The organism is Microthrixaceae bacterium (genome assembly GCA_023957975.1).
Lineage (GTDB): Bacteria > Actinomycetota > Acidimicrobiia > Acidimicrobiales > Microtrichaceae > JAMLGM01.
In genome coordinates this window covers 39,448-64,827 of sequence record JAMLGM010000001.1, presented here as the reverse complement: position 1 = coordinate 64,827, position 25,380 = coordinate 39,448, and the positions used below count along the sequence as shown (strand labels likewise).

Annotated in this window: 25 protein-coding genes; 12 read left to right on the top strand and 13 right to left on the bottom strand. The window is 66.7% G+C overall.

Annotated features, from left to right (window positions below; translation table 11 throughout):
* Nucleotides 1–93: 93 nt before the first annotated feature.
* Both M9952_00315 and M9952_00310 read left to right on the top strand, forming a co-directional pair.
* Nucleotides 94–1,821: a site-specific integrase gene (locus M9952_00315; GenBank protein ID MCO5311375.1), complete on the top strand. Its 1,728-nt coding sequence runs from the start codon at nt 94–96 to the stop codon at nt 1,819–1,821.
* Nucleotides 1,818–2,129 carry a DUF6262 family protein gene (locus tag M9952_00310; GenBank protein MCO5311374.1) on the top strand — a complete coding sequence of 104 codons (312 nt, stop codon included), beginning with the start codon at nt 1,818–1,820 and terminating at the stop codon, nt 2,127–2,129. The genes M9952_00315 and M9952_00310 overlap by 4 nt, the downstream gene beginning before the upstream one ends.
* A 454-nt stretch (nt 2,130–2,583) precedes the next feature.
* Here M9952_00310 and M9952_00305 read toward each other — a convergent pair whose 3' ends face one another.
* On the bottom strand, nt 2,584–2,730 hold the full coding sequence (locus tag M9952_00305; protein ID MCO5311373.1) for a hypothetical protein: 147 nt from the start codon (nt 2,728–2,730) through the stop codon (nt 2,584–2,586).
* Between M9952_00305 and M9952_00300 the strand changes: the two genes are divergently transcribed.
* Genes M9952_00300 through M9952_00270 form a run of 7 tightly spaced genes read left to right on the top strand, consistent with a single transcriptional unit; the run spans nt 2,729 to nt 9,717 of the window.
* Entirely contained in the window at nt 2,729–3,952 is a 1,224-nt protein-coding gene (locus M9952_00300) for a cytochrome P450 (protein ID MCO5311372.1), read from the top strand. The two genes, M9952_00305 and M9952_00300, sit on opposite strands and share 2 nt — an antisense overlap.
* Nucleotides 3,953–4,006: 54 nt before the next feature.
* Entirely contained in the window at nt 4,007–5,269 is a 1,263-nt protein-coding gene (locus M9952_00295) for an amidohydrolase family protein (protein ID MCO5311371.1), read from the top strand.
* On the top strand, nt 5,269–6,225 hold the full coding sequence (locus M9952_00290) for an LLM class flavin-dependent oxidoreductase (GenBank protein ID MCO5311370.1): 957 nt from the start codon (nt 5,269–5,271) through the stop codon (nt 6,223–6,225). The genes M9952_00295 and M9952_00290 overlap by 1 nt, the downstream gene beginning before the upstream one ends.
* On the top strand, nt 6,222–7,322 hold the full coding sequence (locus M9952_00285; GenBank protein ID MCO5311369.1) for a ferredoxin--NADP reductase: 1,101 nt from the start codon (nt 6,222–6,224) through the stop codon (nt 7,320–7,322). Before M9952_00290 ends, M9952_00285 begins: the two co-directional genes overlap by 4 nt.
* A 20-nt stretch (nt 7,323–7,342) precedes the next feature.
* Entirely contained in the window at nt 7,343–7,576 is a 234-nt protein-coding gene (locus M9952_00280) for an acyl-CoA dehydrogenase family protein (GenBank protein MCO5311368.1), read from the top strand.
* Nucleotides 7,577–8,527 (top strand): acyl-CoA dehydrogenase, encoded by a 951-nt coding sequence (locus M9952_00275; protein ID MCO5311367.1) that lies wholly within the window; start codon nt 7,577–7,579, stop codon nt 8,525–8,527.
* Nucleotides 8,524–9,717 carry an acyl-CoA dehydrogenase family protein gene (locus M9952_00270; GenBank protein MCO5311366.1) on the top strand — a complete coding sequence of 398 codons (1,194 nt, stop codon included), beginning with the start codon at nt 8,524–8,526 and terminating at the stop codon, nt 9,715–9,717. Before M9952_00275 ends, M9952_00270 begins: the two co-directional genes overlap by 4 nt.
* A 112-nt stretch (nt 9,718–9,829) precedes the next feature.
* Here M9952_00270 and M9952_00265 read toward each other — a convergent pair whose 3' ends face one another.
* The 8 genes from M9952_00265 to M9952_00230 form a co-directional block, all read right to left on the bottom strand.
* On the bottom strand, nt 9,830–10,156 hold the full coding sequence (locus M9952_00265) for a hypothetical protein (protein MCO5311365.1): 327 nt from the start codon (nt 10,154–10,156) through the stop codon (nt 9,830–9,832).
* An 11-nt stretch (nt 10,157–10,167) separates the two neighbouring features.
* The gene (locus M9952_00260; protein MCO5311364.1) at nt 10,168–11,454 is read right to left on the bottom strand and encodes an aromatic ring-hydroxylating dioxygenase subunit alpha; all 1,287 of its coding nucleotides are present in this window, start codon (nt 11,452–11,454) and stop codon (nt 10,168–10,170) included.
* A 178-nt stretch (nt 11,455–11,632) separates the two neighbouring features.
* A complete protein-coding gene (locus tag M9952_00255; protein ID MCO5311363.1) occupies nt 11,633–12,589 on the bottom strand; it encodes a TIGR03564 family F420-dependent LLM class oxidoreductase in 957 nt (318 codons plus the stop codon).
* 144 nt (nt 12,590–12,733) lie between these two features.
* A complete protein-coding gene (locus tag M9952_00250; protein ID MCO5311362.1) occupies nt 12,734–13,588 on the bottom strand; it encodes an SDR family NAD(P)-dependent oxidoreductase in 855 nt (284 codons plus the stop codon).
* Between the two features lie 29 nt (nt 13,589–13,617).
* Entirely contained in the window at nt 13,618–14,319 is a 702-nt protein-coding gene (locus M9952_00245) for a TetR/AcrR family transcriptional regulator (GenBank protein MCO5311361.1), read from the bottom strand.
* Between the two features lie 118 nt (nt 14,320–14,437).
* Nucleotides 14,438–15,202: an SDR family oxidoreductase gene (locus M9952_00240; protein ID MCO5311360.1), complete on the bottom strand. Its 765-nt coding sequence runs from the start codon at nt 15,200–15,202 to the stop codon at nt 14,438–14,440.
* The gene (locus tag M9952_00235) at nt 15,199–16,032 is read right to left on the bottom strand and encodes a TauD/TfdA family dioxygenase (protein ID MCO5311359.1); all 834 of its coding nucleotides are present in this window, start codon (nt 16,030–16,032) and stop codon (nt 15,199–15,201) included. The genes M9952_00240 and M9952_00235 overlap by 4 nt, the downstream gene beginning before the upstream one ends.
* Before the next feature lie 131 nt (nt 16,033–16,163).
* Nucleotides 16,164–17,654, bottom strand: a complete 1,491-nt coding sequence (locus M9952_00230) for an AMP-binding protein (protein ID MCO5311358.1) — start codon at nt 17,652–17,654, stop codon at nt 16,164–16,166.
* A gap of 135 nt (nt 17,655–17,789) precedes the next feature.
* On the opposite strand from M9952_00230, the gene M9952_00225 reads away from it, so the two are divergent.
* The 3 genes from M9952_00225 to M9952_00215 are packed head-to-tail and all read left to right on the top strand — an operon-like array spanning nt 17,790 to nt 20,487.
* A complete protein-coding gene (locus M9952_00225; protein ID MCO5311357.1) occupies nt 17,790–18,305 on the top strand; it encodes a nuclear transport factor 2 family protein in 516 nt (171 codons plus the stop codon).
* 9 nt (nt 18,306–18,314) lie between these two features.
* A complete protein-coding gene (locus tag M9952_00220) occupies nt 18,315–19,445 on the top strand; it encodes an acyl-CoA dehydrogenase family protein (protein ID MCO5311356.1) in 1,131 nt (376 codons plus the stop codon).
* 55 nt (nt 19,446–19,500) lie between these two features.
* Complete coding sequence (locus M9952_00215) at nt 19,501–20,487, top strand: hypothetical protein (protein ID MCO5311355.1); 987 nt, start codon at nt 19,501–19,503, stop codon at nt 20,485–20,487.
* Nucleotides 20,488–20,629: 142 nt separating this feature from the next.
* Here M9952_00215 and M9952_00210 read toward each other — a convergent pair whose 3' ends face one another.
* The 4 genes from M9952_00210 to M9952_00195 are packed head-to-tail and all read right to left on the bottom strand — an operon-like array spanning nt 20,630 to nt 25,329.
* Nucleotides 20,630–21,451 carry an enoyl-CoA hydratase/isomerase family protein gene (locus tag M9952_00210; GenBank protein MCO5311354.1) on the bottom strand — a complete coding sequence of 274 codons (822 nt, stop codon included), beginning with the start codon at nt 21,449–21,451 and terminating at the stop codon, nt 20,630–20,632.
* Complete coding sequence (locus M9952_00205; protein ID MCO5311353.1) at nt 21,448–22,572, bottom strand: acyl-CoA dehydrogenase family protein; 1,125 nt, start codon at nt 22,570–22,572, stop codon at nt 21,448–21,450. The genes M9952_00210 and M9952_00205 overlap by 4 nt, the downstream gene beginning before the upstream one ends.
* Nucleotides 22,559–23,662: an acyl-CoA/acyl-ACP dehydrogenase gene (locus tag M9952_00200; GenBank protein ID MCO5311352.1), complete on the bottom strand. Its 1,104-nt coding sequence runs from the start codon at nt 23,660–23,662 to the stop codon at nt 22,559–22,561. Before M9952_00200 ends, M9952_00205 begins: the two co-directional genes overlap by 14 nt.
* A complete protein-coding gene (locus M9952_00195) occupies nt 23,662–25,329 on the bottom strand; it encodes an acyl--CoA ligase (GenBank protein ID MCO5311351.1) in 1,668 nt (555 codons plus the stop codon). The genes M9952_00200 and M9952_00195 overlap by 1 nt, the downstream gene beginning before the upstream one ends.
* Nucleotides 25,330–25,380: the final 51 nt, after the last annotated feature.

The following is a 25,380-nucleotide window of genomic DNA, read 5'->3' as shown; positions in this document are numbered from 1 at the left end:
TGGGCAGCACGATCGTTCCTGACCCGTTGGCCACACCCGCATGACTGGGCCGACCAATCCTTGGCGGCACGGTTGGACTTGGCGCCGTCGACCATGTCACTGCTCATGTTCTTGATGGTCCAGGGGTGGCTCCGTCCCGGTTGGGACTGGCTCGTCGCCAAGAAGCTGTCGAGCTTTTGGCGTGAGGTCGAAGGCTCTCGCCTCGAGGCCGACATGTCCCGGTTCTGCGACACCGCCGTCATGGTCGGGTTCACCGAGATCCAGGCCAAGCGGGCCGCGTCGCAATCGGTCGGCCGGCTCTTGATCCAGACCGGCCGCCCCCTCGAAGCGCTCACCGTCGGCGATCTCGACGAACTCGCTGCGGCGTGCCGGGCCCGAGAGGCAGCGACCGGGCAGGGATGGCGGCACTACCGGTCCGCACTCAGCTGCGCCCACATCGTGCTGTTCCACCTCGACGTCGTCGGCAAACCACCAGAACCGGCCCAGCAACCCGACACGTTCGAGGTTCGGCTGGCGGACTGCCACCCGAACCTTCGCCCAGCGTTCGTCGCCTACCTCGAACGCAAGCTCGGGACCTGCCGCCCCAAGACCGTCTCCAGCCTCGCTACCCGACTCGCTCACTTCGGCCGGTTCCTGGCCGAGACCGACCCCGACCTCGTCACGCTTGCCGGACTGCACCGTCAGCGCCACATCGAGCCCTACCTGAACTCGGTCGCCCACGCCGACTCCGCCAAGACCGGCAAGGCGATCACGCTCGCTGACCAGGACCGCCGCGTGCGCGCCGTCGGCAACATGCTCAACGAGATCACCGAATGGGGCTGGGACGACGCCCCGACCCGGAAACTGATCTTCCGCAGCGATCATCCCCGCAAGCCACGGCCGCTACCCCGCTACGTGCCCGTCGATGCCGATCGCCGACTCACAGCCGCGCTCGAAGGTTCCGACTACCGGCTCGCCGCCGACGCCCTGTTGCTGGCCCGGGCCGTCGGGCTCCGCATCGGGGAGCTGCTCGATCTCGAACTCGACTGTGTGCACGAGATCGGCGGTCACGGCGCTTGGCTCAAGGTTCCACTCGGCAAGCTCGACACCGAACGCATGGTTCCCCTCGACGACGAGACCGTGGCGCTCATCGACCGGATCTGCACAACCCGCTCGGTCGGCAAACCGTTGCCCCACCCCCGCACCGGCCGACCGACCCAGTTCCTGTTCACCCACTACGGCCGGCGTCTGTCCCAGACGGCGGTTCGCAAAGAGCTCGCCCGCAGCGCCCAGACCGCTGGGATCGGCCACGTCACTCCACACCAGCTCCGCCACACATACGCCACGGCGCTGGTCAACGCCGGCGTGTCGCTCCAAGCCCTCATGGCCCTGCTCGGTCACGTGTCCGCCGAGATGAGCCTGCGCTACGCGCACCTCTTCGACTCCACCGTCCGAGCCGAATACGAACGAGCCCTCGACCTGGCCAAGGGCCGGATCGGCGCCTTGCCCACACCCACCGGCAAGACCCGCATCCCGATCGCCAACAACGGCTGCGGTGATGGTGATGACTGGCGTGACGCACCCGCGATCAAGTCCCGTCTCGCCGGGGGTCACTGCCTCCGAGCCCCGTCCCAGGGCGCATGCCCCTACGCCAACATCTGCGAGCACTGCCCAAGCTTCCGCACCGACACCGCCTCCATCGCCGTGCTCGCCGCCCAACGCGTCGACACCCGGGCCCTCGCCGACGACGCCGAAGCTCGAGGTTGGATCGACGAAGCCGACCGACATCGGCGCCTCCTCGACCGGCTCGACGCCCTCATCGGCCAAGCCGAGGCCGGATGACCACAACCCTCGAGGCTGTCGAAGCCGCCTGCACACACCTCGCCGAGACCGGCGACCAGATCACATTCACCGGCGTCGCCGAGCACACCGGCATCAGCCGCACCACCCTCTATCGCAACCCCCAACTCCGGGCCGTCATCGACGACCACCGCCGCGACAGCCACGACCGCCACACCCTCACCGGCCTCGCCGCCGAAATCGCCCACCTCCGCACCGGCCTCGAAGCCCTCGCCGACCGAGTCCGCGACCAAGAAGAACGACTCCGCCACCTCGAAGGCCGAACCACAACCCGCCGACGAGCGAACTGACCACCCCGGATCCACACCAGAGATCGCTTCAACCCGAGCCGAGATTGGCCGGTTAATGCTGGGACAACGCCGCAGCAGAGTCGTTTTTCGGGACCCTCAAACGTGAGCTCGCCCACAAGCGCACCTGGCCCAACCGGGCCGATGCCCGCCGTGACCTGATCCGCTGGATCGAGGGCTGGTTCAACCCGAAGCGGCTCCACTCGACCCTCGGCTACCGCAGCCCGATCGAAACCGAAACCGACTGGTACCGTCAACAAGCCGAGGCCTCACCCGAAGCCGCATAACCAACCCGTCCGTTGAACCGGGTCAACCTCATGGTGAGCGCGTCTCGGGTTTCGTACATGTGGTGGTCTGCGTCGAAGACGGGACAGTCCAGTGTGCGAGTGGTCATCGTGGCCCCCTGATGTGTTGCGGCCCTCTGGCTGAGGAGAACCCCATTATCGCAAACGGAGAGTTAGGTTTCAACGAGCACGCGGGGGTTCGTCACATCTGCGAGCCGCCAGCTTCCCGCCCAGAGTCGCCATTCGAACACGATTGCGAGAATCAGCTTCTCCTCATAGAGTAACTTCACTTTCATCGCCGTCGTCAGGGGGACCGACATGGCCGACACCGCCACCAGCGCGCACGCTTCCGCCTCACCGTATTACGACCCGTTCGACTTCGACATCGACACCAACCCATATCCGGTGTGGAAACGGCTGCGCGACGAGGCGCCGCTCTATTACAACGACAAACACGACTTCTATGCGCTCAGCCGCGCCGATGACGTCGAGGCGGCACTCGTCGACTGGCGCACCTACAGCTCGGCGAAAGGCACCCTGCTCGAGCTGATTCGCGCCGACATCGACATTCCGCCGGGCTCGATCATCTTCGACGACCCGCCCACCCACGATCGCCTCCGCAGCGTGTTGTCGCGGGTGTTCACGCCACGAAAGATGAACGCGATCGAACCGAAGGTACGTGAGTTCTGCGCCCGAAGCCTCGACCCACTCGTCGGCTCCGGCGGCTTCGACTTCATCGCAGACCTCGGTGCCCAGATGCCCATGCGCACGATCGGCATGTTGTTGGGCATCCCCGAAACCGACCAGGAAGCGATCCGCGACCGGGTCGATGAAGGGCTCAAGCTCACCGATTCGAACAACGCCGGAATCACCGCCGAACAGATGCAGGAAAACATCGATCAGGCGCAGATCTTCGCCGACTACATCGACTGGCGGGCCAAGAACCCCTCCGACGACGTCATGACCGAGTTGCTCAACGCCGAGGTCGAAACCGACGACGGCACCACCCGCAAGCTCACCCGCGAAGAGGTGTTGAACTTCATCAATCTCCTTGCGGCCGCCGGCAACGAGACCACCACCCGCCTCATCGGGTGGAGCGGCAAGGTGCTCGCCGAACACCCCGACCAGCGCGAGGTGCTGGTGAACGACCGCTCGCTGGTGCCGAACGCGATCGAAGAACTCCTGCGCTACGAAGCCCCATCGCCGGTCAATGCCCGGTGGGTGACCCGAGACGTCGACCACCACGGCCAGACGCTTCCCGCCGACAGCATCGTGTTGTTGTTGAACGGCTCGGCCAACCGCGACGAGCGCCGGTTCCCCGACGCCGATCGGTTCGATGTGCGCCGCGACATCGGCCACCACTTCGCCTTCGGCTACGGCATCCACTTCTGCCTCGGAGCCGCCCTCGCCCGCCTCGAAGGACGGGTCGCCCTCGACGAGGTCCTCAAGCGATTCCCCACCTGGGAGGTCGATTGGGACAACGCCGTGCAGGCCCGCACCTCCACCGTTCGAGGCTGGGAGAAGCTCCCGGTCACCTTCTAACCGCCAGCACCCAACCGAGTTTTCACACCTCACGACCCGTTCAGGAGCATCACCGTGGCGCGACGTCGCACACGCGAGCATCCGACCCATCTGCGCAGCGCTGCCATGGTCGACATCAGATCGGGGGAACTCGTCGAACCCGGCTCGCTGCTCATCATCGACGACCGCATCGCCGAGGTCTCCCCCACGGCCCTGCCCGACGGCACCGTCACCATCGACCTCGGCGACGTCACCTTGTTGCCCGGCCTCATGGATATGGAGGTCAACCTCTTTCTCGGCGGCCCGGATCACGCCAGCCCCCTCACCGCCGTACAGGAAGACCCGGCGACCCGGACACTTCGCGGCGTCGTCAACGGCAAACGCACACTGCGCGCCGGGTTCACCACCGTGCGCAATCTGGGACTGTTCATCCAGACCAACGGGATCCTGTTGGACGTCGCGTTGGCGAAGGCCATCGACCGGGGGTGGTTCGAGGGGCCCCGCGTCGTGTCGGCAGGACACGCCATCTGCCCGACCGGGGGACACCTCGACCCGACGATGTTCCAGGCATTCGCCCCGCACGTGTTGCCCCTTACCGTCGAGGAGGGCATCGCCAACGGCGTCGATGAGGTCCGCAAGGCAGTGCGCTATCAGATCAAGCACGGGGCTCAAGTCATCAAGGTGTGCGCCTCGGGCGGGGTCATGTCACATACCGGACCGGCCGGCGCGCAGCAGTACTCCGATGAAGAACTCGCCGCGATCGCCGACGAGGCACATCGCGCCGGGCTGAAGGTGGCCGCACACGCCCACGGCGACGACGGCATCCGCGCTGCGCTCGCCGCCGGATTCGACTGCATCGAACACGGCTCACTCATGAGCGACGACACGCTCGAACGGTTCGTCGCTCAAGAGACGTTCCTGGTTCCGACCACCTATCTGGCGGACGGCATGGACGTGTCGCACGCTCCCAAGGAACTCCAGGCCAAGGCGGCCGAGGTGTTCCCACGGGCGAAGGCCACCATTTCCAAGGCCATCGCTGCAGGCGCTCGAATCGCCTGTGGCACCGACGCACCGGCCATCCCCCACGGCCGCAATGCCAAGGAGCTCGTCGCGCTGGTCGACCGGGGCATGACTCCGCTGCAGGCGTTGCAGGCAGCGACACTCGTGGCTGCGGAACTGATCGACGTCGACGACCGCGGTGCCCTCGAGGCGGGCCTGCTCGCGGACGTCATCGCCGTGGCGGGCAACCCGCTCGCCGACATCACCGCGGTCGAGCGGGTGTGTTTCGTCATGAAGGGCGGCGAGATCTTCCGCAACGACGCCCCTGGAGGCCGCTGATGTTGTTCCTGCTTCGATTCGACCTTCGCAACCCGGCCTTCTCGGGGGTCGACCTCGCCGATCGCTATGAGGCCGCGCTGCAGATGACGGAGTGGGGTGAGCGCAACGGTGCACTCGCGGTGTCGTTGTCCGAGCATCACGGCAGCGAGGACGGATATCTGCCGAGCCCGCTCGTAATGGCCGCCGCGATGGCGGCGCGCACCTCCTCGGTGGCGATCGCCATCAACGCCATGCCCATCCCCTTTCACGATCCGTTGCGCCTGGCCGAGGACATCGCCGTGGTCGACCGCATCGCGAACGGTCGGCTGCACGTCACCTTCGCCGGCGGGTACGCCGAGCACGAATTCGACATGTTTGGTGTCGAATTATCCGAGCGACCGGCCCGGGTGCGCGAGGCCGTAGCCGCACTTCGCCAGGCATGGACCGGCGAACCCTTCGAGTTCCGTGGTCGAACGGTTCAGGTGCTGCCGACTCCGGCTCAAAGCGGAGGACCCTCGATCATCCTCGGGGGAAGCAGTGAACCCGCGGCCCGTCGCGCCGCGCGGATCGCGGATGGATTCGTGCCCTCGGACCCCGAATGCTGGCAGCACTACCGCGACGAGTGCCTCAAGCTCGGAAAGCCCGACCCCGGTCCGGGTAGCGGGGCGAACGCGGCGGTGACGATCCTCGCCGAGGACCCCGAGGTGGCATGGCCGAAACTCGCCCCGTATTTCATCCACGAATCGAATGCGTACGGCGCGTGGAACCCGATGGCCGGCGACGACAAGTACCGGCCCGTTGAGACGCTCGAGGAGGTACGTGCCGGCGGGCAGTACCAGGTCCTCACCCCCGACCAGTACCGCGACGAACTCGAACGCACCGGCGCGATGTTCGCGGTGTTGCACCCGATGGTGGGCGGCATCCCCCCGGAGTTGGCCTGGGAGCATCTGCGCCTGTTCGAAGAAGCGTTCCTGTGAGCGTCGATCACGACGCCGTTCGCGCCACCCACGGGTTCCACCCGCTGCGCGTCGTCGAACTCGTCGACGAGACGGCCGATGCCCGATCGTTTCGCTTCGACATCCTCACCGACGCAGCCGAATTGTTCCGCTATCGCGCCGGGCAGTTCTGCACCTTTCGTTTCAGCATTGACGGTGTCGAATGCCTGCGTTCGTACTCGATGTCGAGCGCACCCGACACCGACGACGCGCTCACCATCACGGTCAAGCGTGTTCCCGGCGGACTCGTGTCGAACTGGATGCACGACCACGTGGCGGTCGGCGACGTCTTGGAGGCCACCCGACCGGCCGGGGTGTTCGTGGCAGCGGAGACGGTCGATGCTCGTCGGCCCATCGTCGCGTTCGGGGGCGGCAGCGGGATCACCCCGGTGCTGTCCATCGCCAAGAGCACGCTGAACTCCGGCAAGCGTCCGGTTCGGTTGTTGTGCGCGAATCGCGACGCGGCCTCGGTGATCTTCGCCGAGGTGCTCGAGTGTCTCGCCGTGGACCACTCCGACCGATTCGACCTCGCTCACCACCTCGATGCCGAGTCGGGGTACCTCTCCCCCGTCGACCTCGACGGGTTCCTGGGCGACGACCTCGACGCCGACTTCTATATCTGTGGCCCGACACCGTTCATGGATCTCGTCGAGGCCCACCTGTTGAGCCGTGGCGTCGACCCGTCGAACATCTCCATCGAGCGCTTCATCAACGCCGGCCAGAACGCGGCGGAGGTCGCTGCGACGAGCCAGGGCCAGGGCGAGGGCGGCGCCGGCGACGCCGAGGTGACCGCCGAGGTGACCGCCACGGTCAACATCATCCTCAAGGGCAAGCGAACCGAAATCGCCTATCAACCCGGCGACACAATTCTTGAGACCTCACGGCGGGGCGGACTGGCAGCGCCGTTCTCCTGCGAGGCCGGCAACTGCGCCACCTGCATGGCGTTGGTGACCGAGGGGTCGGCGACGATGCGCGTCAACAACGCCCTCACTCCTGAGGAGGTGGCCGAAGGGTGGGTCCTCACCTGCCAGGCCTTGCCACAGGGCCCGGTCGTGACCGTCGAATACGAGAACTTCTAGATCAATCAGGAGCAACAAGCGTGGACTTTGAGTTCGACGAGCACCAGAACGACCTCCACGAGGCCGTACGTGAGATCCTCACCAAAGAGGTCCCGTCGGGCGTGTTGAGGAAGGTGATCGACGGCGACAGCACCGATGCCCTGTGGCAGACGTATGTGTCCCTCGACTGGCCGGGCCTGGCACTCGACGTCGCCCACGGCGGCTCGGGAGCGACCGCGGTCGAGTTGGCGATCGTGATCGAACAACTCGGCTAGGTGGCCGACCCCACCGGCTTTGTCGCCACGACCACACAGTTCGCACCCCTCGTCGCCGCCTGCGGTAACGATGCACAGCGAGCGCGTCTGCTCGGCGCTGTCGCCAGCGGTGGGACCGCCACGATCGCCCTCGGTGCGCCCAGCGGACGGTGGAACGCCGAGACCTCCCCGGTGAGCACCCGCCGCACCGACGCCGGCTGGGTCTTGGAGGGGACCGCGTGCTTCGTCCTCGACGGCGACCGGGCCGATGAGATCGCCGTCATCGCCCGCACCGACGGCAGCGCCGGCGGCAGCGCTGATGGCAGCGCTGATGGCGGCGACATCGACGTGTTCGTGGTTCCGGGCACAGCGGTTACCGCAACCCGGATCGAGACCATGGACCCGACGATGCACCTCGCCGACGTCTGCTTCGACGGGGTCGTGGTCGACGAGGATCGACGCCTCAACGGGGTGGACCCGTCACAGCGACTCGCCGCGGTGGGTCGGGCCAACGACGAGGCGCTCACGGGTCTCGCCGCCATGATGGTCGGGGCGTGTCAACGGGCGCTCGACATGGTCGTCGACTACGTGTCCCAGCGTCACCAGTTCGGGGTGCCGGTCGGGTCGTTCCAGGCGGTGAAGCACAAGGCCGTCGACATGCATCTCGCCATCGAACGGGCGCGTGCGCTGGCCTACTTCGCGGCACTCACGATCGCCGAGGATGACGCTCGCCGACCTCTCGCCGCGGCCATGGCCAAAGCAGCGGCGGGCGAGGCCCAACGACTCGTGTTCCAAGACAGCATCCAGCTCTTCGGCGGCATCGGTTTCACCTGGGAAAACGACATCCACCTCTATGTCCGCCGGGCGAAGGCCCTCGAATTGATCTTCGGCGGCGCGGCAGATCACCGGGCCGTGGTGGGAGGACTCGTCATGGCCGCCGCCTTCGAAACCAGCACGGGAGCCGCCCGATGAAACTCACCTTCGACCACGCCATCGAATCGGTCCGCGCCGAGTTCTCAGCTTGGCTCGACGCCAACCTCCCGACCGCTCAGATGGCGGCCCAGCGGCCCCGTTCGACCGCGGATGTGCCTGCGTGGTCGCGGGCGTGGCAGCAGACCATGTTCGACGCCGGGTGGCTCGTTCCCGGCAACCCGCCCGAGTTCGGTGGCCGCAACGCCTCGCTGCTCGAACAGTTCGTCGTGTTGGAGGAGATGGGTCGGCGAAACATCGCCCCGTCGATGAATCCTCAGGCGCTCGGCATCATCGCCCCGTCCATCCTCAGCTTCGGCACCCCCGAACAAATGCAGCGTTGGGCGGTGCCGATCCTTCGCGCCGAGATGACCGCAGCGCTCGGCATGAGCGAACCAAACGCCGGCTCCGACCTCGCCAGCCTGCGCACCACCGCCGTGCGCGACGGCGACGATTTCGTCCTGAACGGCCAGAAGGTGTGGACCTCCGGCGCCCACGACGCGGACGTCATCTTGACCTTCGTGCGCACCGACCCCGACGCACCCAAGCACAAAGGCATCAGCGTGTTGCTGGTTCCGACCGACACCCCCGGGGTCGAGCGAGGCCCGTTCGGTTCGATCATCTCGCCCGACGACCTCGACTTCAACGAGGTGTTCTTCGACGACGCCCGCGTACCTGCGGAGAATCTGCTCGGCCCCCTCAACGGCGGATGGGGCGTGGCCAACGGATCCCTCGGCCACGAGCGCGCCATGTTGTGGCTCGAATACTCCCAGCGCCTCGACGACTTCCTCGTCTCGTTCGGTCGAGCTGCGCACGACGCCGACATGGCGGATGATGCTCGCCTGCTCGACTGGTACGCATCGGTGGCCATCGACGCACAGGCCATGACGCTGCTCGGCTACCGAACCCTCGCCAAGACCCGCCGCGGTGTGGAGTCGACCGAACAGTCGATCCTCAAGATGTTCGGTTCCGAGGCCATCCAGAACGCATCGGTCGCCGCCGTCGAACAACTGGGTCCGCTCGCACTCGATCAGACCCGCCTCGTCGGCGAGTACAACCACATGCAGATGGACGCCTACAACGCCGGATGGTTCGAACGGTACCTGCGCAGCTTCGCCGGCACGATCGCCGGTGGCACCTCGGAGATCCAGCGCAACATCGTCGCTGAACGGGTGCTCGGCCTGCCCCGCTGACCCTCAGACCTGCCCCCAAACCGCCAGTTCTCCGATAACCAGTGGTCGTGATCACGACCACTGGTTATCGGAGAACGGTGCGGGAGGGAGATGATCAGGTCAGATTCGGGGTTTATGGCACCGGTTCGACGATGATGTTGACCTCGGCCGCGCCACTCTCGGGAACACGCGGCTGGCGCCATACCTCGACCGGGAACGACACCGTCACCAGCGAGGAGAACAACCACAGCAGGTTCTGATTCTCCTCGGAGATGTCCTCCAGGCTCACCGACTTCAGGTACTCGACGCTGTCGGTGAGCGCCGGGAAGGCCACGTCATAGAAGGCTTGCAACTCGTCCATGGTCGAGGCGAGTCGTTTGGCGTAGCGGTCGGTCTCGCTCGGCAACGCCCAGTCGGCGTACGGCTCGAGGGCGGAGAATTGTGCAGGAAGCTTGCTCATCGGATACTCCTTCAGCTCGCCGCCGAGATGCGAACGGTCGTGCCGGTCTCGCTCAGGTGGTCATCGACGTACTTGCGGGCGACGGTGTGCAGGTGACGCAGCATCACCTCTTGGTCGCACAACGGGAACGTCTCGACCACGCCGTTTTCGATCATGGTCTGGGTGGCCTCGAGGGTGTTGGCGTCCTGGAGTGCGTACTCCTTGAAGGTCACCGAGGCGAGTTCCTGCTGCAGCCGCTCGTATGCGTTCGTCGGCGGGACGAAATACAGCGTGCCCTCGAAGATGTGGCTGCTATGCGAGGTCGGCCAGTAGTGGTAGGTGAGGTACCAGTTCGGCTTCCAGATCAGGATCATGAAGTTCGGGAAGAACAGGAACGAGTCCTCACCCCACGACTTGCTGCCGGACGGATTGAGGCCCGCCGGCAACTCGTCGATGCCGAGATCCGGTGCGTCCCACACCCCGAACAGGCCGCTGCGCAGCACCCGCTCGATCGGCTTGACCATGCTGAGATCCTTGGGCGGCGACATCCCACCCCAGGACGAGATCAGCGAATGCGGCCCGTCGATGTCGTAGTGAAGTGCCTCGTACCCGTAGCCCTGCAGCTTCACCGACTCCTCGGCCACCGCCTGCTTCGCGTGCAGAATCGGCGCGTGGTAGAACTCCATGAACGCGTCGATGAACAGCTTCCAGTTCGACCCGACCTCGGCACGGAACTTGTGCACCTGAGTCAGCTTTTCGAACGGGTATCCCTCGATACCGGCGCCGAGGCGGCCCATGTAGTCGCGCAGCGGCGCTGCCTCGTCGTCGAAATTGACGAAGATGAACCCTTCCCAGGTCTCGCAGCGAACCGGCACCAGGCCGAACTCGGCCATGTCGAGGTCGAAGAACTCCTCCTGTTGCTGAACAAAGGTGAGGGCGCCTTCGAGGTCGTAACGCCACCCGTGGTACTTGCAGGTGAACTGCCGGCAGCTTCCCGAGGTTTCCTCGCGCGGGTAGTCCTGCCAGACCAACTTGTTGCCGCGGTGGCGACACACGTTGTGGAAGGCCCGTGAGGTGCCCTTGGCGTCGCGCACCACGATGATCGAGGTGCCCGCGGCGTCGAGTTCCTTGGTGAAGTAGGCGCCGGTGCGGGGCAGCTGTTCGACACGACCGACATTGAGCCACGTCTTTTGAAAGATCGCCGCCTGTTCGAGCTGGTAGTGCTCTTCGGTGATCGAGTCGTCGTAGGAGACGGGAGCAGTGTCGAGGCCGAAATGCTCGGTCCAGCTGCCCTCAGGTGGTTTCGGGAAATGTGCCATTTGTTACGGACCCCTCCGATCGAGTGAACGGTGATGACGATATCATGGATCTCCTCAGATGAGAAGCCCATTTCCGCCTCGCCTCACCGCCTGTTCTCCCCCGCCGCCTGTTCTCCGATAACCAGTGGTCGTGATCACGACCACTGGTTATCGGAGAACAGGTATGGCGGGCAGCGGGTCAGGCGAGTTGGCCGCGGAGTGAAGCGAGATAGGCGCGGGTGCGCTTGGAGGAGGCGATCAACTCGTCGCGGTCGTTGCCGATCGGCACCACCCGCACCGACACGTCGGTGACCCCGGCGTCCGCGAACGACCGCAGCCTCCGCTCGATCATCTCCTCGGTACCCGCCGCGAGGATGTCGCCGATGCTTCGCGCATCGCCGTGGTCGAGCAGCTTCTGGTAGTTCGGCGAGATCTCGGCCTCCGACAGCACCCGGTTCGCTCGCGCCACCGCCACGTCGACCTCGTCGGGCCCACACAGACACACCGGCACTCCGGCGACGATACGGGGACGCGCACGCCCCGCCGCTTCGGCCGCAGCGTTGATGGCCGGGGCGATGTGATCGCCGATCGCCCGCTCGTCGGCCAGCCACAGGATCGTGCCATCGGTGCGTTCCCCGGCGAGGCGCAACATCTTGGGACCCAACGCGGCGATCAGCACCGGCGTCGGGGTGATGTCGGTGATGTCGAGCGGCTGATTGAGCCGGAAGAACCCGTTGTCGACCCGCACGACGCCGGGGCCGGCGAAGGCCTGATCCAACACGTCGAGATACGCCCGCATCGTCGCGAGCTGCCGCTCGTAGGGCAACCCCAACATCTCGTCGATGACCCAGTGGTGCGACACGCCGAGGCCGAGCGACAGACGCCCCTTCGCCACCGTCTGCACCGACAGCGCCTGATGCGCGAGCGCGATCGGGTGACGAGGCTGCACCGGCAACACCGCAGTGCCGATCTCGACGCGAGTCGTCGCCTGGGCGATCAGCGCGGCGGCCGTCAGTGCGTCGAAGTCGTCGGGGATCTGGGGAATCCACACCGTCGACATCCCCGCCTCCTCCGCCCAGGCGGCATCGGCCAGCATCCGTTCGACCTTTGTCGCGTAACGACCCCGCTCGGGACCGACCATCACTCCGATACGCACAACTCAACCCTTCCCGAACCAGGCCACCGCCCACATCAGATCGAACGCCGCAGCCAACGCCGCATGGCTCCACCCCCGGGCGAGAATGCCATTCTCTCGTCTGAGAACCCGAATGTACCCGAATGTGGTCCGTCGTGGCGAGGATCAACCTCCAGCGAGGCGCAACGCGGCGTCGAGACGAATGGTCTCGCCGTTCAGGTAGGGGTTCCGCACGATCATCTCCACGGCGAGGGCGAACTCGGCCGGGTCGCCCATCCGCTTGGGAAACACCACGCCCTTGGCGGGATCGACCTCGAGTTTGTCGAGCACCCGCTCCATCACCGGGGTTGCCATCGGACCGGGGGCGATCGTGCAGACGCGTATCCCGAATGGCGCAAGGTCGCGGGCCATCGGCAGGGTCATCCCCACGATCGCAGCCTTCGCCGCGGCGTAGGCGACCTGGCCGCGTTGACCCTCGAACGCGGCGATCGACGCAGTGTTGATGATGACGCCCCGCTCCGGCACCTCGGTGCCATCAGCTGACGCGGCGCCGGCGCCCTCGGCTGACGCGGCGCCGGCGTCGTGAGCCATCGCAGCAGCGACCAGGCGCGCCACGTTGAAGGTTCCGGCAACGTTCAACATGAGGGTGTCGACGAAGGACCCCTGTGAATGCGGCGTGGCGTCGCCGCGTACCGTCGACCCACCTCCCACAGCGCCGCCTGCCAAGTTCACCAGCACCGACAAACGGCCGAGCGAGCGGGCCGCGTCGATCGCCTCGTGCACCGTTTCGTCATCGAGCGCGTCGCCGACGACCACGCTCACCGTGCCCGGGTCCGACCCAACGGCGGCACCGCCGACAGCACCAGTCCCGCCGACGGCCTCAGCAACCTCGAGGGAGCGCCGCTCGTCGCGATCGACGAGCACCACCGACGCGCCCAAGGCGGTGAACCGCGCAACAACCGCCGCCCCGAGGCCTCCGGCCCCTCCCGTCACGATGGCGCTGACGCCGGCGAATTCCATCATCGCCCCCGGTGCCGACGCCGAGCCGCTCAGCGGACCCCGAGGCCGTTCAGCACAAAGTCGTAGAGCGCCTCGCCGTCCTCGGCCGTCGAGGTGACCGGCGTGCCCGAGATGGTCGCCGAGAAGGCATTGAACATGATCGCTTCGAGCACCACGCCCGCGATGCGTCGCCGGTTCAGTCCGTCACGGATCACCCCGGCGGCCTGAGCTTCGTCGAGCACCTCGTCGAACAGTGCCACCAACGGTTGGAACGAACGCGCCGCCTCTGCGGGGTGTTCGGTGAGCAGCTGCTGCGCAAACTCCACCAGCACCGGCGCTACCGGCTTGCGCGACGGCACCACCCGCTTCTTCGGTGCCGGTGAACGGCAGACGCGGTGATAGTCGATGACGAAACGGCGCAGCTTGGCCGCCGGGTCGGCCTCCTCGTCGCAATTGGCACGAAGTTGGTCGGCCGTCTTGCGGATCGATTCCTCGAACAGCGCGAGCAGCAGCTCGTGTTTGCCGCCGAAGTACTGATAGAAGCTGCGAAGCGACTGCCCTGAACGCTCGACGACCTGTTGAACGGTGAAGTCCTTGCCGTCGTTCGATTCCATCAGCTCGATGGCGGCGTCGATAAACCGCTGAACGCGATTCTCGGCCCGGGTTCGTGCGGAGTCGAGCGAGCGTGCGACCGCTTGGTCGCGCCAGCTCACCGGCTCGTCGGAGGCTTCGACTGCGGGGTTCGTCTTCACGAGGAGAAGCCTACCGGCGGCTGGGGAGAACGTCGATACCGCCATGTGTCACACCGACGACCCCATGATGAGAACGGTCGTTCTCATCTCATGGAGGATGGCGCTCCCCACACCCGACTCAGCCCGTGTTGCGCCCGCCGTTCACCCCGATCACCTGCCCGGTGATGTAGCTGGCCTCATCCGCGCACAGGAACGAGCACGCCGCCGCGATGTCCTGCGGCAGGCCCGCCCGGCGCACCGGGGTCAGGCCCGCGTGATGCTCGACGGTCGCGCCCAACAGCCCCTTCTCGGCGCTCGCCCGCAACATCGGGGTATCGATGAACCCCGGGGGAATCGTGTTGACGGTGATCCCCTTGGGCCCGAGCTCGAGTGCCAGCGCCTTGGTGAACCCGATCACCCCCGCCTTCGCCGCGACGTAGTGGGTCATCATCTGCTGGCCACCCTGCGCGCTGGACGACGAGATGTTCACGATGCGCCCCCAGCCCTGTTCGATCATGCCCGGCACGACCGCCTGACTGCACTGGAACGTGCCCGTCAGACTCACCTCGATCACCCGGTTCCACCGCTCGAGCGAGATCGACAAGAACCGGTCGAACCCCTCGATACCGGCGTTGTTCACCAGGATCGTCGGCGTGGCGAAACGCTCGGCGACCTGTGCGACCCCGGCGTCGATCTGAGCGCGGTCGGTGACATCGACGGTCAGCCCGAGTGCGGCGCCACCCTCGACCGCGATTCCCTCGGCGGCGGTCGTCGCGGCCTCACCGTTCACGTCGAAGATGGCCACCGAGGCGCCGTCGGCCGCGAGGCGTTGGGCAATCGCCAGGCCGATGCCCGACGCACCGCCGGTCACGATCGCGGTGCGCGGGCCATCCCATCGGCTCATCGGATGGCCTCGATTCCGTACAGGGTCGTTCGGTGCATGTCTCGCCCGGCGCTCGGGTCGTACGGACACGCCCGGTGCAACACGCCCGTGTTGTCCCAGATCACCATGTCGCCGACCGTCCAGTGGTGGCGATACACCCGCTCGGGCACGGTCACCCGCTCGAGCAGGTCGCTCAGGAACTGGCGCCCCTCTTCGGGGTCACGCCCTTCGATGTGATCCGCCGTCGCCCCCAACACCACCGACTTGCGACCCGACTCGTGGGTCCAGATGAGCGGGTGGGTTTTGCTGGGGCGCGAGCGCCACATCTTGACCTGCTCTTCGGTCGGGTTCGGAGTGTGGAGTCGCTGGGAGGCTTCGACGGTGTGAACGACTCGAATCGTCTCGAACTCGGCCTTTTCCTCCTCGCTCAAATCCTCATACGCCTGGTAGGTGCTGGAGAACTCGGTCTCGCCGCCCGATGCCGCGATCACATGGGCGCTCAAGATGGTGGCGCTGATCGGCACGTCTTCGGTCATACCGTCGATGTGCCAGTCGAAGGTGCCGCGCAGGTATCGGGCCGTCGGGTTGACGCTCGGGTCGAGCGACACCCGGAACAGTTCGGGCAGCTCGGGGTTGTTGCGGAAGGTCTCCACACGTCCCAACCGCTTGGAGAACGCCACCTGGGTCTCGTCGTCGAGGTGGAGCTCGCGAAACAACACGACGCCGTTCGCGTCGAGAATCGACAGCACCTGTTCGGGGAGATCGGGGTCGTTCAGCAATCGATCGCCATCGACGCCGAGGATCTCCACCCCCACCGTTTCGGTGAGCGCTTCGGTGGTCAACGTGGTCATGCAGTCCCCCTGATTCTTCGGTCACCCGGTTGTAGAGCGTCATTATCGCAGAGATAGAACGTCATTTCCATACCCAGCACCGCCATCATCGGCGCCGCCGCGCTCACGCTAACGACTCGTCGCGCAACCGCTCACGAAGCCGGAACTTCTGCACCTTGCCCGAGGGGGTGCGTGGAAACTCCTCCACCTCGACCAACCGCTCCGGCCACTTCTGTTTCGCCAGACCCGCGGCACTCAGGTGCGCCCGCACCTCCTCGATCGTCGGCATCGACGCCCCTTCGCGCAGGCGCATCACCGCCGCGGATGATCACATCGGACACCCGGTCGGTGATGGTGAGGAACCCGTCCGCGTCGAGCACACCGACGTCTCCGGTGCGATACCACCCCTGATCGTCGACCACCTTCGGGGTCATCGAGGCGTCGATGTAGCCCATGAAGCAGTCGGGGCCGCGGCTGAAGATCTCGCCGTCCGCACCCAGTCGAACCTCGACTCCGCCGAGCGCACGCCCGTCGGTGTAGAGGCGCTTGGCCGCATCGTCGGCCAGCAGACACCCGGTGATCGACGGGTGTTCGGTGCTGCCGTAGGAACGAAACGCAGCGATACCCATCCGCTCGAGCCGTTCCATCACCGCTCCGGGCACCGTCGAACCGCCGAGGCCGGCGAAGGGCATGTTGGCGAGATGGGCGTCGGTGAAGTCGGGATGATCGAGCAGGCTGGTGAGGAAGTAGGTCGCCCCGCCGGCGACGCCGAGGTTGCGCTCCTGCATCAAACGCAGGATCGTCGCCGGATCCCAGACATCGACAAGGTTCACGGGCCGCTCACGCAATAGCGGGACCAGGAACGCGTTCACCATGCCGATGAAGTGACCGACCGGAGCGCCGGTGATCGGAGCCGGCCCGCCGCCAGGAAACATCTGGTTGAGCTGGCGGGTCTCGAACCCGATCGTCTCGTGGGTGTGAATGACCCCTTTCGGGTCGCGGGTCGTTCCGGAGGTGAAGGCGACGATGGCCGGCGCGCAGGGGTCGACGGTGGCGGGGGCTTCGATCGGTTCGCCCCGCAACATCGCCTCGAACGACACTGCCCGTTGCGGCAGGTCGGCCGCCGGGGTCTCACCTGCGACCAGCCACAGCGGGCTCTCTCGATCGGCGAGCAGGCGAGCGTAGGTCTCGATGAAATCGGCGTGGCCGAAGCGATCGGCGGTGACGATCACGTCCGGGTCGGTCGCCTCGATGATGTAGGCCACCTCCTTGGCCCCATAGAAGTGCACGACCGGAACGACCACCGCACCGAGATACGCCGAGGCCCAAAAGGTCACCCCGGCTTCAAGCCAGTTCGGCATCTGAAACATGACCACATCGCCCGGGCCAACCCCGGCACGCCGCAACGACCCGGCCAGCGTGCGAGCCATGCGGTCGACCTCGCCGAAGGTTCCCGACCATGGCCGAACCGCCGAGTGGACGTTGAATTCCAGACGCGACCGCCTCGCCAGCCCCTCCGCCACCGTGGCGCCCAGGGTCGAGTCATCCCAGTGGCCTTCCTCGCGATAGCGACGAGCCAACGCTTCAGGAACGGTTCGCAGGTTCCAACGTCGTCTCTCAGCACCCGGATCGCGACCGTTCACCTCTGCCCCCTCGCGACAATCACCGCGAACGGCGATTCGCCTCGTCTAGCGTCAACTCAAGCGCACATCCTACGCGGCCACCTCATTACCGGAAAGGTCGTTGTCCGAATGCGAGAACTTGGTTATCGTCACGTCATGGAGTCACCCTCCCCCGACACTGCCGACCTCCACAACGTCATCGGCCTGCACAACGTCATCGGCCTGCACGATGTCATCGAGGTGCAGCAACTGCTCGCCCGTTACGCGGTCGGCATGACCAAGAACGACGTCGAGTCGGTGATGGACGTGTTCACCTCCGATGGCACCTACAGCGCGTTCGGAGACACCTACGCACTCGCCGACTTCCCGACGTTGGTCGCCGCCGCACCCAAGGGGCTCTTCATGGTCGGGCTTCCCGTGGTCGACCTCGACGCCGGGGCCGGAACCGGCACCGGCGAACAGCCACTGTGTTTCGTCGATCAGACCAACCACCACATGCGCATCGGCTGGTACACCGACACCTACCTGCGCACCGAGCGGGGGTGGCGCCTCCGCACCCGTTCGATGACGTTCCTGCGCAAGAGCGGGGCACGAGACTCCGGGCGAGCACACGACCCCACCCGACCGACCCCGACCGCCGCGTCCGGCTCCGCCGACGCGACGGCTGGCTGAGCGGCGGCCGTGGAACTCGAAGAGTTTCGCGAGGGCCTCGACGCCTGGCTCGACGCCAACGCCGCACTGCTCGCCGCCCACCACGAGGGAGCGGGCACACTCGACGAGCAGATGGCCCATCTGTCGCAGGTCAAGCGCGAAACCTTCGACGCCGGATGGATGCGCTACGGCTGGCCCACCGAGGTCGGCGGCCTCGGCGGATCGACGCTGCTGCGCGCCTACCTCGGCGAAGCACTCGCAGCGCGCGACCTCGTCGAACCCGGCATCTACTCGATGACCGAGGTGCTGGCCCCGACGATGATCGACTACGCCTCGCCCGAACTGGCGGCGCAGATGGTGCCCCGATTGTTGCGAGGCGACGAGACCTGGTGTCAGGGGTTCTCCGAGCCCGACGCCGGGTCGAACCTTGCATCGCTCGCCTGCCGTGGCGTTCGCAGCGACGACGGCTGGCACGTCACCGGCCAGAAGGTGTGGACGAGCCTCGCCCAGTACGCGCAGCGCTGCGTGTTGTTGGTGCGGACCGGAACCGTCGAATCGGCCCATCGTGGCATCACCGCGCTGTTCGTCGACATGGACACCCCTGGGATCACCGTACGGCCGATCGAGACGATGCACGGCGTGGAGGAATTCTCCGAGGTGTTCTTCGACGATGTCGTCGTCCCCTTCGACAGAATGCTCGGCGAGGAGGGCCAGGGCTGGGCCGTGGCCATGGACCTGTTGCCGTTTGAACGCAGCACGGCGCTGTGGCATCGAGCGGCTTTTCTCCATCAGCGGCTCCGCCAGATCCTCGACAGCGCTGGTCCCGGCACCCTCGATCCGGTGCGGGTCGGTGAGGTGACCCAGTTGCTCTACGCCTTCCGATCCCGGTCGCGTTCGACGCAGTACCGACTGCATGACGGCGAACGCCTCGGCGCGGAAACCTCCATCGACAAGGTGCTGGTCGCCACCGTCGAACAGGCCGTATTCGACCTCGCGGAGGACGGACTGGCCGAGTCGATCACGATCGGCGACGACCCGCTCAGCGCTCGATGGCGCAGCGAGTTCCTGTACTCCCGGGCGGCGACGATCTACGGCGGCAGCGCCGAAATTCAGCGAAACATCATCGCCCGCCGACTCCTCGACCTCGGAAACGATCTGTGACCGGGGTGCTGCTGACCGGGGCGCTGCTGAGGGCGCTGATCGTGAGGTGCTGCTGATGGATGGTGACGACCGCGAACTCTTCGAGCGAAGCCTTCGCCACGCGGCCCAGACCTGTTCGGGGGCCGAACTCGACCGGGCCCTCATCGAGCTCGGCTGGATTGAGGCCCTCGAGTTCGACGAACGGCTCGCCGTGTCCGCATGGTTCGAGACCCAGGGGGCCTCGGCCACGAGTTCGGGCGCCCTCGAACTCGTCCTCATGCACGCGCTCGGACTCCACGACATCGGATCCGATACCGCACTCGTGCTTCCCCAACTCGGATCCACCTCGGTTCCCGGGCAGGTGGTCGAGGGCCGGCTGAACGTGCACGGCCTCGTCCTCGGATCCCCCGGCGCCGACGGGCACGATCGCCACAGCTCCTATGTCGTCGTCTGGAACACGGGCTCGACCACGGTCGCGCATCTGGCGACCAGCGCCGCGGTGACGCTGCGGCCGATCTCGGGCATCGACCCGGCGCTCGGCCTCCTTCGGGTGCGTGGCGAGTCGATGACCCCCGATGACGCGCCACGCCTCGACACCGACCCGCTCGAGTGGGGGCGCGCGGTGGCCGCCGCCCAGGTAGCGCTCGGCCACGAACTGGTCGGAGCCTCACGAACGATGCTCGCCCAGGCCGTCGAACACGCCCTCGGCCGGATCCAGTTCGGGCGCCCCATTTCGCAGTTCCAGGCGGTGCGCCACCGCCTCGCCGAGGTACTCATCGCCATCGAGACCGCCGACGCGATGCTCGACGCCGCCTGGCAGGACCGCACGGCAACCTCCGCGGCCATGGCCAAGTCCCTCTCCGGACGGGCGGCACGACTCGCGGCCCGCAACTGCCAGCAGGTACTCGCCGGGGTCGGATTCACCACCGAGCATCCGCTGCATCTCACGATCCGACGGGTGCTGGTGCTCGACGAACTCCTCGGGTCGGCCCGCCGCCTGACCCGCGAACTCGGCGACTCGCTCATCGAGTCCCGCGCACTGCCACCCCTCCCGCTTCTGTAGGCCCGCCCGCCCTGTCCACCGGGCGTTCTGCCCACCGAGCGTTCTGTAGGTAATTGCGGTGGCCATAGCCACCGGAATTACCTACAGAACCCGAGGGAAGCGGGCGAGGCGGGCAGTGCCGGCGGGCCGGCGGGCTGGTGCCCTATTTGGAGGCGGCGTCCTGTTTGGCCTTGAGGTGATCGAGGTTGGCTCGAAGCTCGGGGGAACGAAACGACCGGTCCTCCGCCGCGAGCGCGTAGTCGAGGCACCCGAGCACGGCGCGTTCGAGGTGCAGGTTCATCACCCGCTTGGTGTCCTGCACCGTTCGTTTGGGCAACTTCGAGATGCGCGTCGCACACGCCATCGCCTGGTCGAACACCTCGCCGTCGGGGCACACGTGATTGGCGAGGCCGATCTCCGCGGCCCGTTTGGCCGGAATGCGATCGCCGGTGATGGCGTATTCCTTGGCCAACTGCATGCTCGTCAGCAGCGGCCACACCACGGGCCCACCGTCCGCGGCCACCAGGCCGAGCGCGACGTGCGGGTCGGCGAGATGCGCGCTCTCGGCCATGAACACGATGTCGCTGAGCGCCACCAGGCTGCACCCCAGCCCCACCGCCGGGCCGTTGACCGCGGCGATAATCGGCGGCCGACACGCCACCATGCCGGTGACGATGCGTCGCCCCGAACTCAGGGTCTGCTCACGCAATGCGTCGTCTTTGGTGAGTTCGTCGAGGTACTCAAAGTCGCCGCCTGCCGAGAACGCACGACCGTTGCCGGTCAACACGATCGCGGTGATGTCGGGGTCGGCGCCGAGGCGTTCGAACAGATCGGCGATGGCCTCGTGCAGGACGTGATTCGACGCGTTCAGCGCGTCGGGACGATTCAGCCGCACGACGCGGATCGTGCCGTGCGCCTCCACCTGGATCTCCGCGGGCAGGCCGTAGTTGTCGGAGACGGAATGGGTCGTGGATGTGTCGGTCATTTCGTTGGCAGTCCCAGGATTCGTTGAGCGATCAGGTTTCGTTGGATTTGTGAGGTTCCGCCCATGACGCTTTGGGCGCGGCTGTAGAGATACACCTTCAGCCAGGTGTCGTCATCTCCGCCGTGACCGAGTCCGCCGATCGACGTCGAGGCGTGACCCACCGCCTGTTCGACCTGGGTCATCAACAACTTGTCGACCGACCCCTCGGGGCCATGGTCGATGCCGTCGAGGCGGTCGGACAGGCGACGACTCACGTGCAGGCGCAGCATCTCCGATTCGACGATGGCCCAGCCGAGGTCCCGCACCTGTTCGGAGTGACCGCCCTCGGTGGCGACGCGTTTGGTGAGGTCCTTGACGAGCTTGCGGTATCGGGCGACGAAGCCCAACTCGCCGGGCTCGCGCTCGTGGCTCACCACGGTCATGGCCATGTGCCACCCCTCGCCCGGGTCGCCGATCATGTTCGCCGCCGGCACGCGGGCCTCGTCGAAGATGACCTCGCCGAACTCCTTCGTGATGCCGTTGATCATCTTGAGCGGACGCTGCTCGATGCCGCTCTGATGCATCGGCACTGCGAATGCCGAAATGCCCTTGTGTTTGGGGACCTCGTGGTTGGTGCGGGCCAACACGAGGCACCAGTCGGCGTCGTCGGAGTAGCTCGTCCACACCTTGTGGCCGGTGATGACGTATTCGTCGCCGTCGAGGTCCGCTCGGGTGCGCAGCGAGGCGAGATCGGACCCGGCGTCGGGCTCGCTGAACCCCTGACACCACCGCTGGGTCCCGTCGACGATGCCCGGCAGGAAGCGCTGTTGCACCTCGGGGGAACCGTGCTCGAGAAACCCCTGCACGAGATAGCCGAGGCTCGGTCGAGGGGGCGCCCCGGCCGCGGCGAGTTCGTCGTCGATGATGACGTCGTACACGCTCGCAAGGTCCTGACCGCCCACCGATTTCGGCCACGACATCCCAAAGAACCCGGCCCCGTGCAGGGACTGATGCCACGCCGCCATGCCGGCCCAGTACTCGTCGTCGGTCGACGAGGTCGGCAGACCCGGGTTGTTGTCGGCCAGCCAGTCGCGGAAGCGTTGGCGGAACTGCGCCTCGGCGCTCGAATCACCGAAGTCCATGGCCTGCTCCTGTCGGTTGAAGCTGTTGAACCGGTCGCACATCGGCCCCCACGCCTCGCGAGGCCAGCACCCGGTCGAGGTTGATGCCCGCTCCCCCGGCGATGTCGGTCGAAACCAACGCCCGGCGCAGGTAGACGTGAGCGAGGCACTCCCACGTGTTGCCGATGCCTCCGTGGACCTGCACCGCGATCTCACACACGTTGCGAGCGGCGCGCGCGGCGTACGCCTTGGCGAGCGCGCCGGCGGCGAGCGCCTCGGAGGGGCTGAGCGCGTCGACGGCCCAAGCCGCGTGGAGGGCGACGCTGCGCGAGCCTTCCATCGCCACGAAGGCGTCGGCCAACAGGTGTTGCACCGCTTGAAACGAACCGATGGGCGACCCGTATTGGCGGCGCTCCTTGGCGTAGTCCACCGACAGATCGATGGCTCCGCGCATGACCCCGACGAGATCGGCACTCGTGAGCGCTAGCGCGAGGGCGGTCCAACGGGTGAGGTCGTCGCCGTCCAGATCCCCGCCGTCCACATCCCCGCCGTCCAGGGTCGCTTCGCCGTCGAGATCCCCGCCATGGACCGCAGCGCACGATCGCGTGAGATCGACCTGCGCGTCGGGGTCGTTGAACGGAGCAACCGGAAGCGACACCAACGATGTCGTCATCCCGTGCGAGGTCACCGCCAACGCCGACTCCGCCCCGTCCGAGTCGATCGCCAGTGCCCGCGAACCGGCCGTGGACCCCGACTCGGCCAGACGCGACAAGTCCGAGGTCATCGCCACGGTCTCGGGCCCCGCCGCCGGCGGGGCACCGGCAAGTCGCCGCAACTCGACCGCCAGGGTCGGACCGAGATAAGCGGCATCGGCCAACCCACGGCCCAGTTCCTCCGCCACGATCGCCGCTTCCACCGCCGAGGCCAACGCCGACCCGTCGTCATCGGGCGTGCGCAACTCCAGCCACCCCGACTCGACGATCGCGTCGCGCAATTTGGCGCGCCGCTCGGCGTCGTCGAGTTGGCCGACGGCGCCCACCCCATGACGATCCACGATCCGCGCCGCGGCGTCACGCAACGCGTGTTGTTCCGACGAGAGTCGAACGTCCATCACTCCTCCTGTTCTGCCTCGGCGGCATTCGAACCAGCATTCGAACCAGATTTCGAGCCAGCTTTCGAGCCGGCCAGCGTTTCGCCAGCCAGCGTTTCGCCGACCGGTTCGGCGACCGGTTCGGCGAATCGATCGCGCAGCACGCGGCGAAGCACCTTGCCCGAGGGCAGTCTCGGAACCTCGTCCACCACCACGACATGGCGCAATCGCTTGTAGGTGGCGAGCTCATCGGCGACGAGCCCTTCGAGTTCGCCCTCGCGGATAACGGCTTCGGCGGCGAGTTGCACCGCGGCGGCCGGGACCTCGCCGGCGACGGGATCGGCCACGCCGAACACCGCGCAATCGACGACGGCATCGTGTGACAACAACACCGCCTCAATCTCGGCAGGTGCGACCTGAAACCCGCTCACCTTGATCATCTCCTTCGTTCGATCGGTGAGATGTACCCACCCGTCGGGTTCGATCCATCCGACGTCACCGGTGCGATACCACCCATCCACGAACACCTCGTCGGTCGCCTCCGCCGGCAGATACCCCGCCATCAACGACTCGCCGCGAGCCTGGATCTCCCCCACCCCGCCGGAAGCAAGCACCTCACCGCCGTCGAGGTCGACCACGCGCAATTCGACGCCGCGTGGGGCGAGTCCTGCGGAGTCGAGACGCCACTGGTCGGGTCGATCGACCGGATTGCAGGCCAGCACGGGCAACTCGCTGGCTCCATAGGCCGCTAGCCATCGCACGCCGCTTCGCCGGGTCACGGTCTCGGCGACACTCGGGGTGACGGGAGTCGCTCCCCACATGATGTAGCGCAGCGAGGACAGGTCGTAGGCCTCGAGGTTCGGGTGATTGGCGAGGGCCAGGGCGATCGGCGCGACCGCCATCTCCAGGGTCATGCGCTCGGCCTCGATACAGGCCAGCACCTCGTCGAGATCGAAGCGGCGGTGCAGGCGAACCGTCGCACCGGATTCGATCGCCGCGAGGAGATTGAGCAGCCCGAGGATGTGCGACGGCGGGGTCGCGACCTGGAACCGATCGTCGGGGCCCAGACCCAACGCCTCGACCCAGTGTCGCGTTGCGTGGCCCAACGAACGATGGGTGTGGCGCACCGCCTTGGGCATGCCGGTCGTGCCCGAACTGAACACCAGCACCGCGTCGGCGTCGGCGTCGGCGTCGGCGTCGGCGTCGGCGTCGATGTCTACGTCGGCGTCGGCGTCAGCTGCGGCGTCAGCGCGCTGGGCCGCAACGGCTTCTGTTTCGCTCTGGCCGGACCCGAACTCGCCATCGGTGACGTTCACGACCCGCTCGGCGCCCAACTGCGCGCAGAGCACGCCTATCGAGTCGTCGTCTCCGATGCCCAGCACCGGTGCCGTCAGCGCGACCGCATTGGCGACTTCGGTGCTTTTCCATGCCGGGCTGATGAGGACCGCAACGCCCCCGGCGCGAACGATGCCGAGCACCGAGGTGAGGAACTCGACGCGGTTGGCCATCATGACCGCGACCCGGGCACCCGGCTGGACTCCACGTCGGCCCAACGCCGCTGCGACGTCGCTCACGGCGGTGTCGAGCGCCTCGAAGGACCAGGAGTGCTCCCCCGCGCGAACGGCGACGCGGTCGCCGAACCGTTGCGCAGCCCGAGTCAGACTGCGATCCAATATTGACGTCGACATCGGAAACATCATTCTCGCTTTTTGAGAGGTACGTCAACCCCCACGGTCGGT